This is a genomic window from Desulfofustis glycolicus DSM 9705 (assembly GCF_900130015.1).
Classification (GTDB): Bacteria; Desulfobacterota; Desulfobulbia; order Desulfobulbales; family Desulfocapsaceae; genus Desulfofustis; species Desulfofustis glycolicus.
In genome coordinates, this window is the sequence record NZ_FQXS01000004.1 from 31,494 (window position 1) to 44,461 (window position 12,968).

General features: G+C 58.5%; 13 protein-coding genes. All 13 read right to left on the reverse strand.

Annotation, left to right across the window (positions count from 1 at the left end; all coding sequences use genetic code 11):
- Nucleotides 1–27: 27 nt before the first annotated feature.
- Complete coding sequence (locus BUC26_RS04640) at nt 28–1,014, reverse strand: flagellar motor switch protein FliM (RefSeq protein WP_073373730.1); 987 nt, start codon at nt 1,012–1,014, stop codon at nt 28–30.
- A gap of 21 nt (nt 1,015–1,035) precedes the next feature.
- The gene (locus BUC26_RS04645; RefSeq protein ID WP_073373732.1) at nt 1,036–1,545 is read right to left on the reverse strand and encodes a flagellar basal body-associated FliL family protein; all 510 of its coding nucleotides are present in this window, start codon (nt 1,543–1,545) and stop codon (nt 1,036–1,038) included.
- Nucleotides 1,546–1,590: 45 nt separating this feature from the next.
- The gene (locus BUC26_RS04650; protein ID WP_073373734.1) at nt 1,591–2,379 is read right to left on the reverse strand and encodes an OmpA/MotB family protein; all 789 of its coding nucleotides are present in this window, start codon (nt 2,377–2,379) and stop codon (nt 1,591–1,593) included.
- A gap of 9 nt (nt 2,380–2,388) precedes the next feature.
- Nucleotides 2,389–3,156 (reverse strand): motility protein A, encoded by a 768-nt coding sequence (locus tag BUC26_RS04655; RefSeq protein WP_073373737.1) that lies wholly within the window; start codon nt 3,154–3,156, stop codon nt 2,389–2,391.
- Nucleotides 3,157–3,396: 240 nt separating this feature from the next.
- Nucleotides 3,397–4,665: a flagellar hook protein FlgE gene (locus BUC26_RS04660; RefSeq protein WP_073373739.1), complete on the reverse strand. Its 1,269-nt coding sequence runs from the start codon at nt 4,663–4,665 to the stop codon at nt 3,397–3,399.
- A gap of 84 nt (nt 4,666–4,749) precedes the next feature.
- Nucleotides 4,750–5,532 (reverse strand): flagellar hook assembly protein FlgD, encoded by a 783-nt coding sequence (locus BUC26_RS04665; RefSeq protein ID WP_073373741.1) that lies wholly within the window; start codon nt 5,530–5,532, stop codon nt 4,750–4,752.
- A 9-nt stretch (nt 5,533–5,541) separates the two neighbouring features.
- The gene (locus BUC26_RS04670; protein WP_073373743.1) at nt 5,542–7,086 is read right to left on the reverse strand and encodes a flagellar hook-length control protein FliK; all 1,545 of its coding nucleotides are present in this window, start codon (nt 7,084–7,086) and stop codon (nt 5,542–5,544) included.
- A gap of 5 nt (nt 7,087–7,091) precedes the next feature.
- A complete protein-coding gene (locus BUC26_RS04675) occupies nt 7,092–7,631 on the reverse strand; it encodes a MotE family protein (RefSeq protein ID WP_073373745.1) in 540 nt (179 codons plus the stop codon).
- Between the two features lie 21 nt (nt 7,632–7,652).
- Nucleotides 7,653–8,093, reverse strand: coding sequence for a flagellar export protein FliJ (gene fliJ / locus BUC26_RS04680; protein ID WP_073373747.1), 441 nt, complete (start codon nt 8,091–8,093; stop codon nt 7,653–7,655).
- Nucleotides 8,094–8,099: 6 nt separating this feature from the next.
- Entirely contained in the window at nt 8,100–9,467 is a 1,368-nt protein-coding gene (locus tag BUC26_RS04685) for a FliI/YscN family ATPase (RefSeq protein ID WP_073373750.1), read from the reverse strand.
- A 23-nt stretch (nt 9,468–9,490) separates the two neighbouring features.
- Entirely contained in the window at nt 9,491–10,318 is an 828-nt protein-coding gene (locus BUC26_RS04690) for a FliH/SctL family protein (RefSeq protein WP_073373752.1), read from the reverse strand.
- Nucleotides 10,305–11,312: a flagellar motor switch protein FliG gene (gene fliG, locus BUC26_RS04695; protein ID WP_073373754.1), complete on the reverse strand. Its 1,008-nt coding sequence runs from the start codon at nt 11,310–11,312 to the stop codon at nt 10,305–10,307. The genes BUC26_RS04690 and fliG overlap by 14 nt, the downstream gene beginning before the upstream one ends.
- Before the next feature lie 2 nt (nt 11,313–11,314).
- The gene (gene fliF, locus BUC26_RS04700) at nt 11,315–12,943 is read right to left on the reverse strand and encodes a flagellar basal-body MS-ring/collar protein FliF (protein WP_073373757.1); all 1,629 of its coding nucleotides are present in this window, start codon (nt 12,941–12,943) and stop codon (nt 11,315–11,317) included.
- Nucleotides 12,944–12,968: the final 25 nt, after the last annotated feature.

The window sequence follows — 12,968 nt, forward strand, 5'->3', positions numbered from 1 at the left end:
GTTCTGCAGCTGTGCTGCAGGTTCATATCAGTGACGGACCCCGGTGATGCTGACCGCTTTTTTTCCCTTGTGCAGACCAGGGATGGCAAAGAATTTCGGTTGACCTTCAACCAAGATGGTCAAGGGTGAATTCAAGTCGTATTCGACGGGAACAATGTCTCCCTCGCGAAAATCGAGGACCTTGCCGATGGAGAGATCGATGATTCCGGAACGGGCGACGACGGACAGAGCTATATCCTGCAGTTCGGTAATGAAAATATCGGTCCAGCCGCCGTGCTTCGGCGTATTGACGCTGAGCAGATTTTTGAATTCCTCGCGGAACGGATCGAGGGCCGCAACCGGGAAGACCAACTCGAAACTGCTCGTCGAATCGCTGACGGTGATGTTGTATAAGCCGACAACCACCTCGGCGTCGGGTTCGGTAATCGATACCAGGCGCGGATTGTTCTCGATCTTGTAGAGTTTCGACTCGATCGTAGTGATCGGCCTGAAGGCCCGTTCGAGATCGCTGCAGGCTTTCTCCATGGTGGCCTTGAGAACCGTCAGCTCGATCTTGGTCAATTGCCGATCGAGTTGCAGCAGCTCCGACTCGTTCGAGGCCCCGAGCATGATCTCGACCAGAGAGAAGGAGAGGTTCTGGTCGTAGACAATCAACGCGCCATGCTTGAGCGGAGAGAGGTTGAGCACCCCCATCGAGCCGGGCTCTTTCTTGGCCAGCAGATAATCCTGGAAGGACAGGGACTCGAGGCCGACCCGGGTGATGGAGAAGGTGCGCTGGAGCTGATTGGACAGCGAGATGGCGTAGTTCTGGCCGAAGGAGTCGAGAATGATATCGAAGTTGGGGATGCGGATCTGGCTGTCACGCTGACTGGCAATGGTGAACAGGTCGACCTCTTGGCAGGCGAGAAAACGCTGCTGACGACCGTCGCCACCGTCCTGGTCGACGGGAATCTGACCGCTCTTGATCGCCTGCAGCAGATCGGCGATTTCCTGTTTCGAGAGAACCGGTTCCACAGAGAGACCGCAACGTTTTGGTTATTGTACGACGAATTCGGTAAAATAGATCGATTTCGCCTGGCCGGTCTGCATCAATGCGTTGATCTTGCTGAGCAGCTCCGCCTTGAGTTGCTTCTTGCCCTGGAGATCGCGTAACTCCTCGAAGGTCTTGTTGCTGACCAGCAGCAGGATTGCATCGCGAATCTGGGGCATGCGTCTGTTCATCTCATCCTTGGCCAGATCATTGGTGAGTTCGATGGTCAACGCCGATTTGACGTAATGCGTGTCCTGGTCGCTGATGATATTTACGACAAATTCGGCAATATCGACCGTCGGGCCGATATCCGCCTGCGGGTTGACCACCGGTACGGGCACGCGTTGTCCCGGATCCACCTGCTCTTCTTCGCCGGCGGACTTCAGCAGCAGGTAGGCGGCAACGCCGCCGCCGATCAGGATGACGAGCAGGGCGGCGCCGATGATCAGCAACAGTTTTTTATTGAGTTTGCCGGTAGCAGGCGACTCTTTTGCCTTGTCGGGTTTTTCAGCCATAGGCTCCACCTTTTCGTGCCGGTAAGACGACAGGTGTCAAATTTTTTACAGTGGGACGGATTCCGAAGAGTTTTCTGCAGGAGTCGTGCCTGAAAGGTTTTTCACCCGCAAAACAAAATCCACTCGGCGGTTGACGGCGCGGTTTGCTTCACTGATGTTGGGGACGAGTGGCCGGTCGGCGCCGTAACCGATGGCCGAAATCCGGTCGAGGGGCAGGAGATCGCCCTGTTCGAAGAAACGGGCGACCGAGACGGCGCGGGCGATGGACAATTCCCAGTTATCGGCAAAGATCTCCGATTTGATCGGCAGATCGTCGGTGTGGCCCTCGATGCGCAGGGTCACCGGTAGCGGCCGGATGAGGTCGGCGAGATGGCGCAACGTCGGGTAGGCCGGCGGGTTGAGCCGGTGATCTCCTGGGTTGAAGAGGACCGCGTTGTTGACCCGGAGGATGATGGTCTCGGCGTCCTGCTGGACCGCATCTACGTCCTTTCCCAGTTCCATCTCGACGATCTGCGCCTTGAGCCGCTGATGAATCTTCCGGGTCAACTCGATCTGGACCGGGGTGAATTTGGTCTTCGGCGGCGATGGCAGAATCGGGATGGCGAACTCGACCTGGGCCGGGCGGGGATGCACGCCGAATGCCTCTTTCAGCGATCCCGAAGCCCTGGTGAAACGGACCGGGTCGAGGTTGGCCATGGACAGCAGCAGGACGAAGAAGGTGAGCAGCAGGGTGACCAGGTCTGAATAGGTGACCATCCAGGCCGGGACGCCGGGGCTCTCCGCTTTCTTCTTTTTCCGCGGGGATTGCTGATTGGCTGTGCTCTCTTCGGCCATAACGAGGGGCTACCGGTTGAACGTCGATTCACGCATCTTCGGAGCGATGAATGAGTGCAGTTTCTGCTCCATGATACGCGGGTTCTCACCTGACAGGATGGACTGCATCCCTTCGATGATCAGGGTCTTGATCAGCATCTCCGATTCGGAACGGAGGCGGAGCTTGCCAGCCATCGGCAGAAACATAACGTTGGCCAGGACCGCTCCGTAAAACGTGGTCAGCAGCGCAACCGCCATGGCCGGCCCGATTTTTGACGGGTCGTCCATGGTTTGCAGCATCTGCACCAGGCCGATCAGGGTGCCGACCATGCCCATGGCCGGAGAAATGGTTCCCAGCGAAATAAAGATATTGGCGCCTTTTTCGTGTCGCTGCTGGATGTAATCGATCTCGGTGTTGAGCATCCCGCGCAGGGTATCGGGTTCCTGGCCGTCGACGGCCATCTGCATGGCCTTGACCAGGAACTCGTCGTCAATTTTTTCCATTTCACTCTGCAGCGCCAGGATGCCCTCTTTTCGGGCCTTATTGGCAAAGCCCATCAACTGCATGATCATGTCATTGATGGAGGCTTCTTTGTGCAGCACCGTTTTCTTGGCGACGTTGACGGCGTCGAGCAGATCTCTGGCGGGATACTGGACGAAGGCGACACCGGCGGTGCCGCCGACCACGATCAATACCGACGGGATATTGATGAACATGGTGAGCGGGCCGCCCTGCAGGATAGCCATCAGCATCAGCCCGAAGGCGGCGCCCATACCGATAATTGTCGAAAGATCCAATGTGCCTCCGCGATCGAGCGTGATAAAGAGATACGGGACAGATGCAGCGCCGCGCTTTTCCCGTTGAATCCGTATAATTCCTGACGATTACCTGGCGATAATCCTTTATATCATAGATTTTTGACGGTTGAAACGCAAGGACGCAAAATTTATTATCCGACTGCCGTCTTTCAAACCCAAAAAAAAAAGGCGGCCGGAAGATCCGACCGCCTGTGGCAGCATGCGTCAAAAGATTGACAATCAGCGCTTCAGGTTGATCAATTCATTGAGCAGTTCATCGACGGTGGTGATGATCTTCGAGTTGGCCTGAAAACCGCGCTGGGTGGTGATCAGCCGAACGAATTCGGTGCCCATGTCGACGTTGGACTGTTCCAGGGAGTTGGTGAAGATCTTGCCGAGTTCTGGACCGGGCAGGCCGATTCGCGGGGCCCCGGTCGAAGCGTTGGCCAGGTACATGTTGCTGCCGGCAAGTTCAAGGCCGCCGGGGTTCTGGAATTTGGCCAGGGTCAGCTGGGCGATATTGATCTGCTCGCCGTTGGAGTAAGAGGCGACGACGATGCCTTCCTCGTTGATGTCGATGCTGGTCAGGTCGCCGGCACCGAAGCCGTCCTGGTCTTGCGAAATGACCACCGAGGCGCTGTTGAACTGGGTGGTGTTGAAATCAAGCGCGATGTCGCTGGGATCAGAGCCGTTGTCCCAGTTGATCTGCGGCAGGGCAATCGGTCCGATAGGCGCCGTTTTGTTGCCCTGGTTATCAAAGGTGATCTGGCCCGACGCACCGGCACCGTCCGCTGTGTTACCGATATCGACGCCGTTGGCGTCCTGGGTCGTGTAATACCAGTTCCATGTGTTCGGGGCGGCATCCTTGCGAAAGTAGACCGTTACCAGGTGGGTGTTGCCGAGGGAATCAAAGACCTGGGTCGATGATGAGTAGTTGTAGGTCAGCGGGTCCTGGTAGAAAAAATCGGGGTCTGCCGGTTCCACATCGCTGGCGTCGAGGTTGGTATTCATCGTGATCTGCGTCGTAGCATTGGCCTCGATCAGTCCGGTGTTGGTGACCCGGATGTCGGATGGGTCGCCGGGGGTCAATTCGCCGGTGGCGACGTTGTACTGCTGGCCCAGGACACGAAAGCCTTCCGGGTTGACGAGATAACCGCTTTCATCGAACCTGAAAGCGCCGGCCCGGGAATAATAGGTCGTTTCATTGCCGGGTTCACGGAGCATGAAAAAACTTTCTCCCTCGATGGCGACGTCGAGTCCCGATTCGGTCGATTCGAACGTCCCCTGGGTGAAGAGGTTATCGACTTTGGAGAGATTGACACCCCGGCCGATTTGCGATTGACCGCCGGAGCCGGCAACCGAGGAGGAGAGCAGATCGGAGAAAATGGTGCGTGCCCCCTTGAAGGCGACCGTATTGGTGTGTGCCAGGTTATTGCCGATGACGCTCATTGCATGAGAGTTGGTCTTCAAGCCGCTGACACCGCTGTATAATGCACTGGTAATACCCATCTGTGGTTCCTCCGTTAACGGATAGAGCCCGGCAGGCTCTGGAAAATCGGTTTGTGTCCTGTTCCTGAAAAATAAGGTCTCTGGTTATCCGTCCGTGGAAACCGTCTCTTCAACAATATCGATCACCGCTTCGGCAACGGCTTCTTCATTGGGCTCTTCTTCCCCACCGGTTTCCTCTTCGCCGGTCAATTGCGAGGAGGGTTCATACACCCCTTTGATCTCGTTGACCGAAACCTGGCCGGCCCGGGTGAAGAGCAGCCCGCCGTTGCCGGCATCGAGATCCACGCCGGTCACCTCGGAGCGGATCAGCGGAGCGGCGGCGATGGAGCCGGCAGCTGCGGCCGCCTCGATGACGATGGTATAATCGCCGATCGGCGCCGGTTGACCCTGGGCATCGAGGCCGTTCCAGGTGAGGAAATGATTGCCTTTGGACAACTCGGACCCTTCCAGCGTGGCGATAGTCGTACCGTCCTGCTGCAGGTGCAGTTTGACACTCGTGGCCGGGCCGTCCAAGGAATAGCCGATAGTGATCGGTGTCCCGTCGTAGGTGGTGGAGCTGCCGAAATAGGCGGCCTCCTTGCCGATCAGGCTGAGGGCCGACATCTTTTGTGAATCGGCGACCGCCGTGGAGACATTGTTCATGCTCTCATTGAGGTTGAACAATTGTTCCAGGGAGCTGAACTGGGCCAGCTGCGCGGTAAATTCAGTCGGTTCATCAGGATTCATCGGATCCTGATTTTTGAGCTGCGTGACCAGCAGGGTTAGAAAATCCTCTTTGCCCATGATGTCCCGCGACGCATCGCTTTTCTTCTTGTCGCTCTGCGCCTGGGTGGTGGCGGCCTGGTTGATGACGTCAATATAGCTCATAACGGGCTCCTAAACGGTCAGGTTGACTCCTGACGATTGAAGCGGACCAGGCTCGGCGCCGGCCGGCAGGTCCTCCAATGATTGGTGAAACAGGTTGTTGTCTCCGCGTCCGCCCTGCCCGCGTTCGAATTCCGACATCTGCTGGGCAAACGACTGGCTCTGCTGGCTGGTTGAATCTTCGAGAAAGTCTGATTCCAGCGTGACGAGCAGATCTTCCACGACCAGGCCCTGCTCCTCGAGGATGGTTTTCAGCCTCGGCAGGTGTTTTTCGATAATCTCCTGGGCCTGTCTTGTCTGCGCGTAGATGTTGGCCTTGAGCGAGTCTTCCTTGACGACCAGTGAGATCTTCAATTCGCCGAGTTCGGCCGGGTGCAGCTTGAGATTCATCTTGCTGGTGTGCAGACTGGTTTGCAGGGAAAATCGCTGGATGATCTGGCCGATAACGTCGTTTTCGGCCACGTACTGGCCGGCGGGGAGCGATGTCGCCTGGCCGGCGAGACGGGAGGCGGCAGCGGACTGTTGGGTGGCGGCCTCCTGGAACTGGGCGGTAAACCCATGGCTCGTCGTGGAGCCATCAGCCTGGGGCAACAGGGTCGTGACGGTCTGTTGACCGGCGGTAGCCTGGTGTTGCGCCGGCTGCTGCTGGCCCCCCTGGTCGTTTTTCTGTTCTGCTGAGTTGTTCTGGAAGACGGCCAGCCGAGAATGCAGCTCGGGGCCACCGTTTTCCTGGCGCAGAGACGTGGCGGGCAGCTCCGAGTGCTTTTGCAGCAGCGCCTCAGCGGTTAGCGGCGGTTGTTCGCCGGGCAAGCCAGTGAACAGGTTAGCCTGCTGGTTTGCCGCACCGTTCGTTCCGGCCATCAGGGTATCGACCAGCGGGCCGCTCAGGTAACCGGGCAGGGCGGCGCGATCTGCCGATTGAAAGGAGGCGGTAACCGTCACCTGGTCGTTGTTACCGGTTATCAGCGCCTGCAATTGTGCCAGCAATGCGTCCATCTGCCTGCCGGTGGCCGGGGGAACCATCGTGTTGCTCCCGTGCTCGAGGGCGACCGTCAAGGCGCTATTTTTGCCCGTCACCAGTTCGATCGGCGTTCCGGCTTGGGTTAATGATTGCAGCGCCTGGTTGAGCATCAGACCCGCCGGTGTTTGCCAGGAGACGGGCACCTGCGGTGACCCAGCTGCCTGAGCCGATCTGCCAAAGAGCAGGGCAAGCAGCTGTTGCTCGACGGATGCTGCGACTCCGGCCGGTGATACATCGTCGGGTTCGGGCGGAGCGGCTGCTTCTTCCGGGGCAGTTGCACCCGTGCGTTCGTTGCTGTTCTGTGGGGGAAGCTTGTCGGTCGCTGCGGTGGTCGCCTGGTCGGCGGCGGGGTCTCTCTGTTGCTCTGCGTTTCCTTCCGACTTGGCCGGTGGTTGTTTGACCGACTCCTCAGAGCTGACGGCCTGCTTGAGGGTCTGGTCGAATCCCGATCCTGACTCGGTGCCGGCAGCGCCACGTGTCGTCTTGGCAGAGGGGGCGTTGAGCTTGGGGGCCGGCGCGGTCGGGATGATATCCATAGTGGTTACTCGAGTTGTATCGTTGAAAACGTCTCACTCAACTCGACGGCTTTTTGTTTATTGAGGCTGTCGAGCACTTTCGCCGCGGCCTTGACCTTCATATTGGCCAGGATGTCGGCGGCGAGCCGCTGATCGAGACCGGAGAGCGCAAGGGCCGCCTTGTCCGGCGCCATTCGCTCGTAAATCTTGCTGAGCTCCTTGACCTTGGCCTGCTCCTCGACATCTTTGCGGGCCAGTACCTCTTCAAGTTTTTTCTGTTGCTGCTGGAGTTCGGCAATTTTCCGGTCGATCTCGGCAAGTTTCTTATCGACTGCCTCTTCGAGGGTCTTTAGCTCATTTTCCCGCAGTTCGAGCGCTTTTTTTTCTTCGAGCAGTATCTGTCGTTCACTGGCGATGGTGGCCTCCAACCGCCGCTGCTCGACAGAGGAAGCCGTTTGTCCGTCCGATTCGTCCTGCTGGGCAAAGAGCTGTCGGTCCAGGCAGATGATCAGGGCAAGGGCGATCAGCGCGGTGGTCAGATAACGGGGGGCAGCGGTCTTGTCCATAACAGGATCACGGTCTCGGGGTCATCGATATTTTCTGGTATTTGCCATGATGGCAACTTCGTCGAGTGCCTTTGCCTCGTTTCTCTCGAGATACTGTCGCCACTGTGCATCCTGGCGTTGCTTGAGCCGTTCCAGAACCTGATGTTCCTTGCTTTTCTGCAGCAGGTGCTGCCTTTCACGCAATACGATCTCGTGTTTTTTCTGCAGACGGCGTTGCAGTCGCTCCAACTCGGTCTTGAGCAGGTCGATCCGGTTGGCAAAACGAACATGTTCGTCGATATCGATGCCGTCGCGTTGCCTTTCGGCCAGCGTGTCGATCAATCCGCTACGTTCTGCGACACACTGTTCAACCTGCAGCTTGACCGTATTGTACTCCGACTGGGCTTCGGCAAAACGTCCGCGGGCCAGGTTGAGAAGCCGTTTGCGGTGATTGAGAACGGTATCGAGAGAAAACGGTTTCATTGGGGGTTAGGCCTCGCTTGGCCTGTCGGAGACGCGCCGGTTCTGCTTCTGCTGACGATCTTCATCTTTGCGCTCGCTGAGAATCTGGCCGAGTGCCTCGATGCTCTGTTTCATCGAGGCGGTTTCGTCAAAATTCTGGCGCAGGAACTTGTTAATCGCATCGATTTTGCTGATAGCAAAATCAATGCTCGGGTTCGATCCTTTGACGTACGCGCCGATATTGATCAGGTCTTCCGCCTCCTGATAGGTGGCCAGGATGGTCCGGGCGCGGCCGGCAAGCTCCTGGTGCCTCGGAGAGGTGACATCGCGCATGATGCGGCTCGTCGAGTTCAGTACGTCGATGGCCGGGTAGTGATTACGGGCGGCAAGGTCGCGAGACAGCACGATATGGCCGTCGAGGATAGAGCGAACCGAGTCGGCGACCGGTTCGGTCAGATCATCCCCGTCGACGAGCACCGTGTAGAGACCGGTGATCGAGCCCTGGCCCTGGAAACGGCCGGCTCGTTCCAGCAGTTTCGGGAGCGTGGCGAAGACCGTCGGCGTATAGCCTTTGGTCGTCGGCGGTTCGCCGACGGCCAAACCGATTTCTCGCATGGCCATGGCAAAGCGGGTCACCGAATCCATCATCAGCAGCACGTTCTTTCCCTGCTGGCAAAAATATTCGGCAATGGCGGTGGCGACAAAGGCGCCACGCATGCGCAGCAGCGGCGACTGGTCGGACGTGACCACGACCAGCACGGAGCGCGCCAGACCTTCCTTGCCGAGATCCCGTTCGATGAATTCGCGCACCTCGCGGCCGCGCTCACCAATCAACGCAATGACGTTGATATCGGCTTTGGCGTAGCGTGCCATCATGCCGAGCAACACGCTCTTGCCGATACCGGAGCCGGCCATGATTCCCATCCGCTGGCCGGTGCCGCAGGTGATCAAACTGTTGATCGCCTTGATACCGAGATCGAGCACATCGGTGATGTTCTTGCGCAGCATCGGTCCCGGAGGCAGACTGTAGAGCGGTCGTTCCTCGGTCAGGCTGGGCGGTGGCAGGCCGTCGTGGGGTTGTTCCATAGCATCGATGACCCGGCCGAGCAGATTGTTGCCGACCCGAACAGTGGCGCTGTCCTTGATGCTGCGTATCAGGCTGCCGGGTCCGAGGCCGCGCAAGTCGCCGAGCGGCATCAGCAGCGCCCGCAGATCGTTGAAGCCGACGATCTCGGCGTGAACCGGTGCGCCGCCGCCGAGCGGCGAGATTTCGCACAGCGAGCCGACCGAGGCGTGCGGGCAGTACCCTTCGACGACCAGCCCGACGATGCGGGTGACCTTACCCCAAACCTTGATGGGGTTGATCGCTGCGATGTTGTCAAGGTCAAGGAGCATCTTCGTTCACCGGGGCTTGCTGGTTACCGGGATTGTTTCAGCTGCTCGCTGATGATGCCAAGTTGGCTGGCCACGGTAGCGTCGACGATACAGGTGTCCGACTCGATACGACAGCCGCCCTGTTCGATGGTCGTATCGCTTTTCACGGCAATCTGCTCGAGTCCGTTGAGGCTGGCGACGAACTCTGGCACCCGCTCTTTGATCACCGCCATGTCGTCCGGGTGCAGGTAGACGGAAAATTCGCTGGAGCGCACGGCCCGGTTGAGGGCCTCCTCGACGGTTGCGAGGATGGTCTGGTCCTGTTCGCGAACAGAATGCCTGATGATCTTTTCCGCCAGGGCAAAGACCAGCTCGACCAACTCGTCCCGGCTGTTCTTCAGGATGGTTTCACGGATGACGCTCAATTGCTCGCTGATCTGCAGCAGTGCTGAATAGGCCGAGCCGAAATCGGCTTCGGTCTGCGCCAGCGCTTCTCTGCGCCCTTGTACCAGTCCTTCCTGAAAGGCCGTCTCCCGCAGTTGGTCGAGATCGATCGGCGGCTCCGGCGATTGCTCGGCAACTGCTTCTTGCTCTTCCTGCGGCTCGGGTGTCGGTGCTGTCTTGGTATCGTCCACTGAGGGGTGCTCAGCTCCCTCTGTGTCGTCGCTGCCGGTGGTTGACCGCTCAGCGGCAGCTTGACCGCTGGCGTAGGGGGAGGGGGTGCGTTCGCCGGTATCGTCCAGACCGGTTGGTGCCGGTGGCTGTTCGGTTACGGTAACGGCCTGCCATTTCTCTTCCAGATCGGCGGGGCGGGGCACCAGTTGCGCCGGCTGAAAATCGCCGCGCCCCTTGAAGACCTTAGACAAGCTCATCGGCGCCGCCTCCGCGACCGAGCATCAATTTGCCTTCCTCTTCAAGTTTCATGGCAATCTTGACGATCGACTGCTGCATGGCTTCGACCTCGGAGAGCCGTACCGGTCCCATGGCTTCGAGATCGTCACGGATCATGTCGGCGGCCCGGATGGACATGTTGGCGAATATCTTTTCCTTCATTTCCTCGGAAGCGGTCTTCAGCGCCAGGGTCAGCGAGTCGTTGTTCACCTCGCGCAGGATCATCTGCAGCGACCGGCCGTCGAGGGCGATCAGGTTTTCGAAGGTGAACATGCGCTTGCGGATCTCTTCCGCCATATCGGCATCTGTCTCCTCGATCGTTTCAATAATATCGACGTCGAGATTATTTTTCATGTTGCCGAGCAGGTCGACCACCTTGTCGAGGCCGCCGATCTCCCTCTGTTCCTTGCTGGCCACGAGGCCGATCTCGCGGTGCAGCGCATCTTCGATATGGTTGAGCACTTCGGGCGATACCTTTTCCAGCTTCGCGATCCGGTAAACGACGTCGGCCTGCATGGCTTCGGAGAGGTGCGACAGGATCTCGGCGGCATGTTCAACGTGCTGGGTCGACAGAATCAGCGCCACGGTCTGCGGGTGTTCCTTTTCCAGCAGCCCGGCCACCATGCGCGGCTGCATCAGGGAGATGGTCTCCAGCGAGCGGGTCTCGGTGCCGGAGATGAACTGCTCGAGCAGCATCTCCGTCCTCTCGCCGAGATTGGTTGCGGCAATCGCGTTGCGAGCAAACTCGTTGCCCTTGACGAACAGGCCGGCAAATTCGTCCTGGGCGTTGCTGAACTGCAGGAAGACCTTATCTTTGATATCCGACGGGATATGATCGATGGCAGCCATTGCCCGGGTCACCTTGCGGACCTCGTCGTCGGTCAGTTCCTCAAAGATCTTCGCCGTCGCTTCTTCGCCGAGACAGATGAGCAGCACGGCGGCCTTGTTGAGCCCGGTGAGTGATTCGATTGCCATGGCTAGACTTCCTGAATCCAGTTTTTGATGATGAAAGCGGTGGGCGCCGGATTTCTCATGGCATCGCGGCGCAGGGCGATGATGTAATCTTCCTCCGGCACCGGCTTTTCGGCCATCTCCGCCTCATGCTGTGATTTGATCATGTCCAGCCGCTCGCGTTCAAGCTCTTCGACCGTCTTGTAATGTTCCACCAGGTCGCCGCGCATGGTCTTGACGATAGGACGGATCAGGAACAGGTAACAAAGCAGAATGGCAAAGGCCAACAGACCGATTTTCAAGGCCGGCAAGAACTGGTAGAACAGACCGGCTGGCAATCGTTCGGCCACCATCTCGGCCGGTGTCGGTTCGGTAAACGGCATGGACACGACGTTGATGCGATCGCCCCGTTCCGGGATCAGGCCGAGCGCGCTGGCCACCATATTCTCGATGGAAGCGAGTTCCTCTTCGGCCAACGGCTCGGAGCTGATTGTGCCGTCCTCCCCGGTTATTTCGCGATCGGCTACCAGGATTGAGACGGACAGATTGCGGATGGTGCCGACCGGATTGACGATTCGACTGATCGTCTTGCTGATCTCGTAATTGGTGGTTCGCGACGACTTCTGAAACGGCGTGGTGCCTTCACCTTCGATGGTGCCGGGGCCTTGCAGATTCGATTGCACGCCGGGTATGCCGCCGGTGGTCTGGGTACCGCTCGTTTCGGTATTGATCTGTTCGCTGCGAACCACCGGATCGTCGGCGTCAAAAACCTCCTGGGTCTGCTCCACTTTGGCAAAATCAAGCGTTGCGGTGACCCGGACCATGGCCTTGTTCATGCCCATGACGGTGTCGAGCAGATCCTGCGCCCGCATTTGCAGCCGGTGTTCGACCTCCTGTTGAAAGGCGAGCATATCGGCGCTGAGGATGTCATCCTGGTCCGGTTTCTCGTCAAGGTCGAGGACCCGGCCGTTGGCGTCGATCACCTTGACCAATTCCGGTTCCAGCCCGGTGACCGATCCGGAAACGAGATGGACGATGCCCTGCACTTGGCTCGGATCGAGTTGTTTGCCGGGGAGAAGGGTTACGATGACCGAGGCGCTCGGTTGCTGCTGCTGGTTCTTGAACAGCCGTTTTTCCGGGATGGCCAGGTGAACGCGGGTCGCTTCGACCGGTGCCAGCGAGGTGATGGTTCGTGCCAGCTCACCCTGCAGCGCCCTGGTATAATTGACTTTCTGCACGTAGTCGGTGAGGGCGAAACTCTGTTTGTCAAAGACCTCGAAGCCGACATCGCCGCCGCTCGGTAGACCGTTGGCGGCCAGGTCGAGTCTCGTTTCGTAAATTTTGTCGGCGCCGATCCAGATATCCCTGCCGTTGTTTTTCAATTGATAGGGAATCTTCTGGTTTTTCAACCAGGTAACTACGCTGCCGGCGTCCGCTTCGGCGAGGTTTGCATAGAGCAGCTGGTAGTCGCTGACGCGCGCCTGCAGGATCAGTAGAAGCAATACTGATACGCCGATGACCGCCAGCGAGCCGAGCGCGATTTTCCGACGCAGCGGCCAGGCCCTGATCAGATCTATCAGCCGTTTGCGTTCCGGTTTTGCCGGCAGTGTGTCGCCCGCGGTGGTTACATCGGTGGTGGGTTGTTCGGTTGCCATGGTTCTTGTTTCACCTGAGTAATCT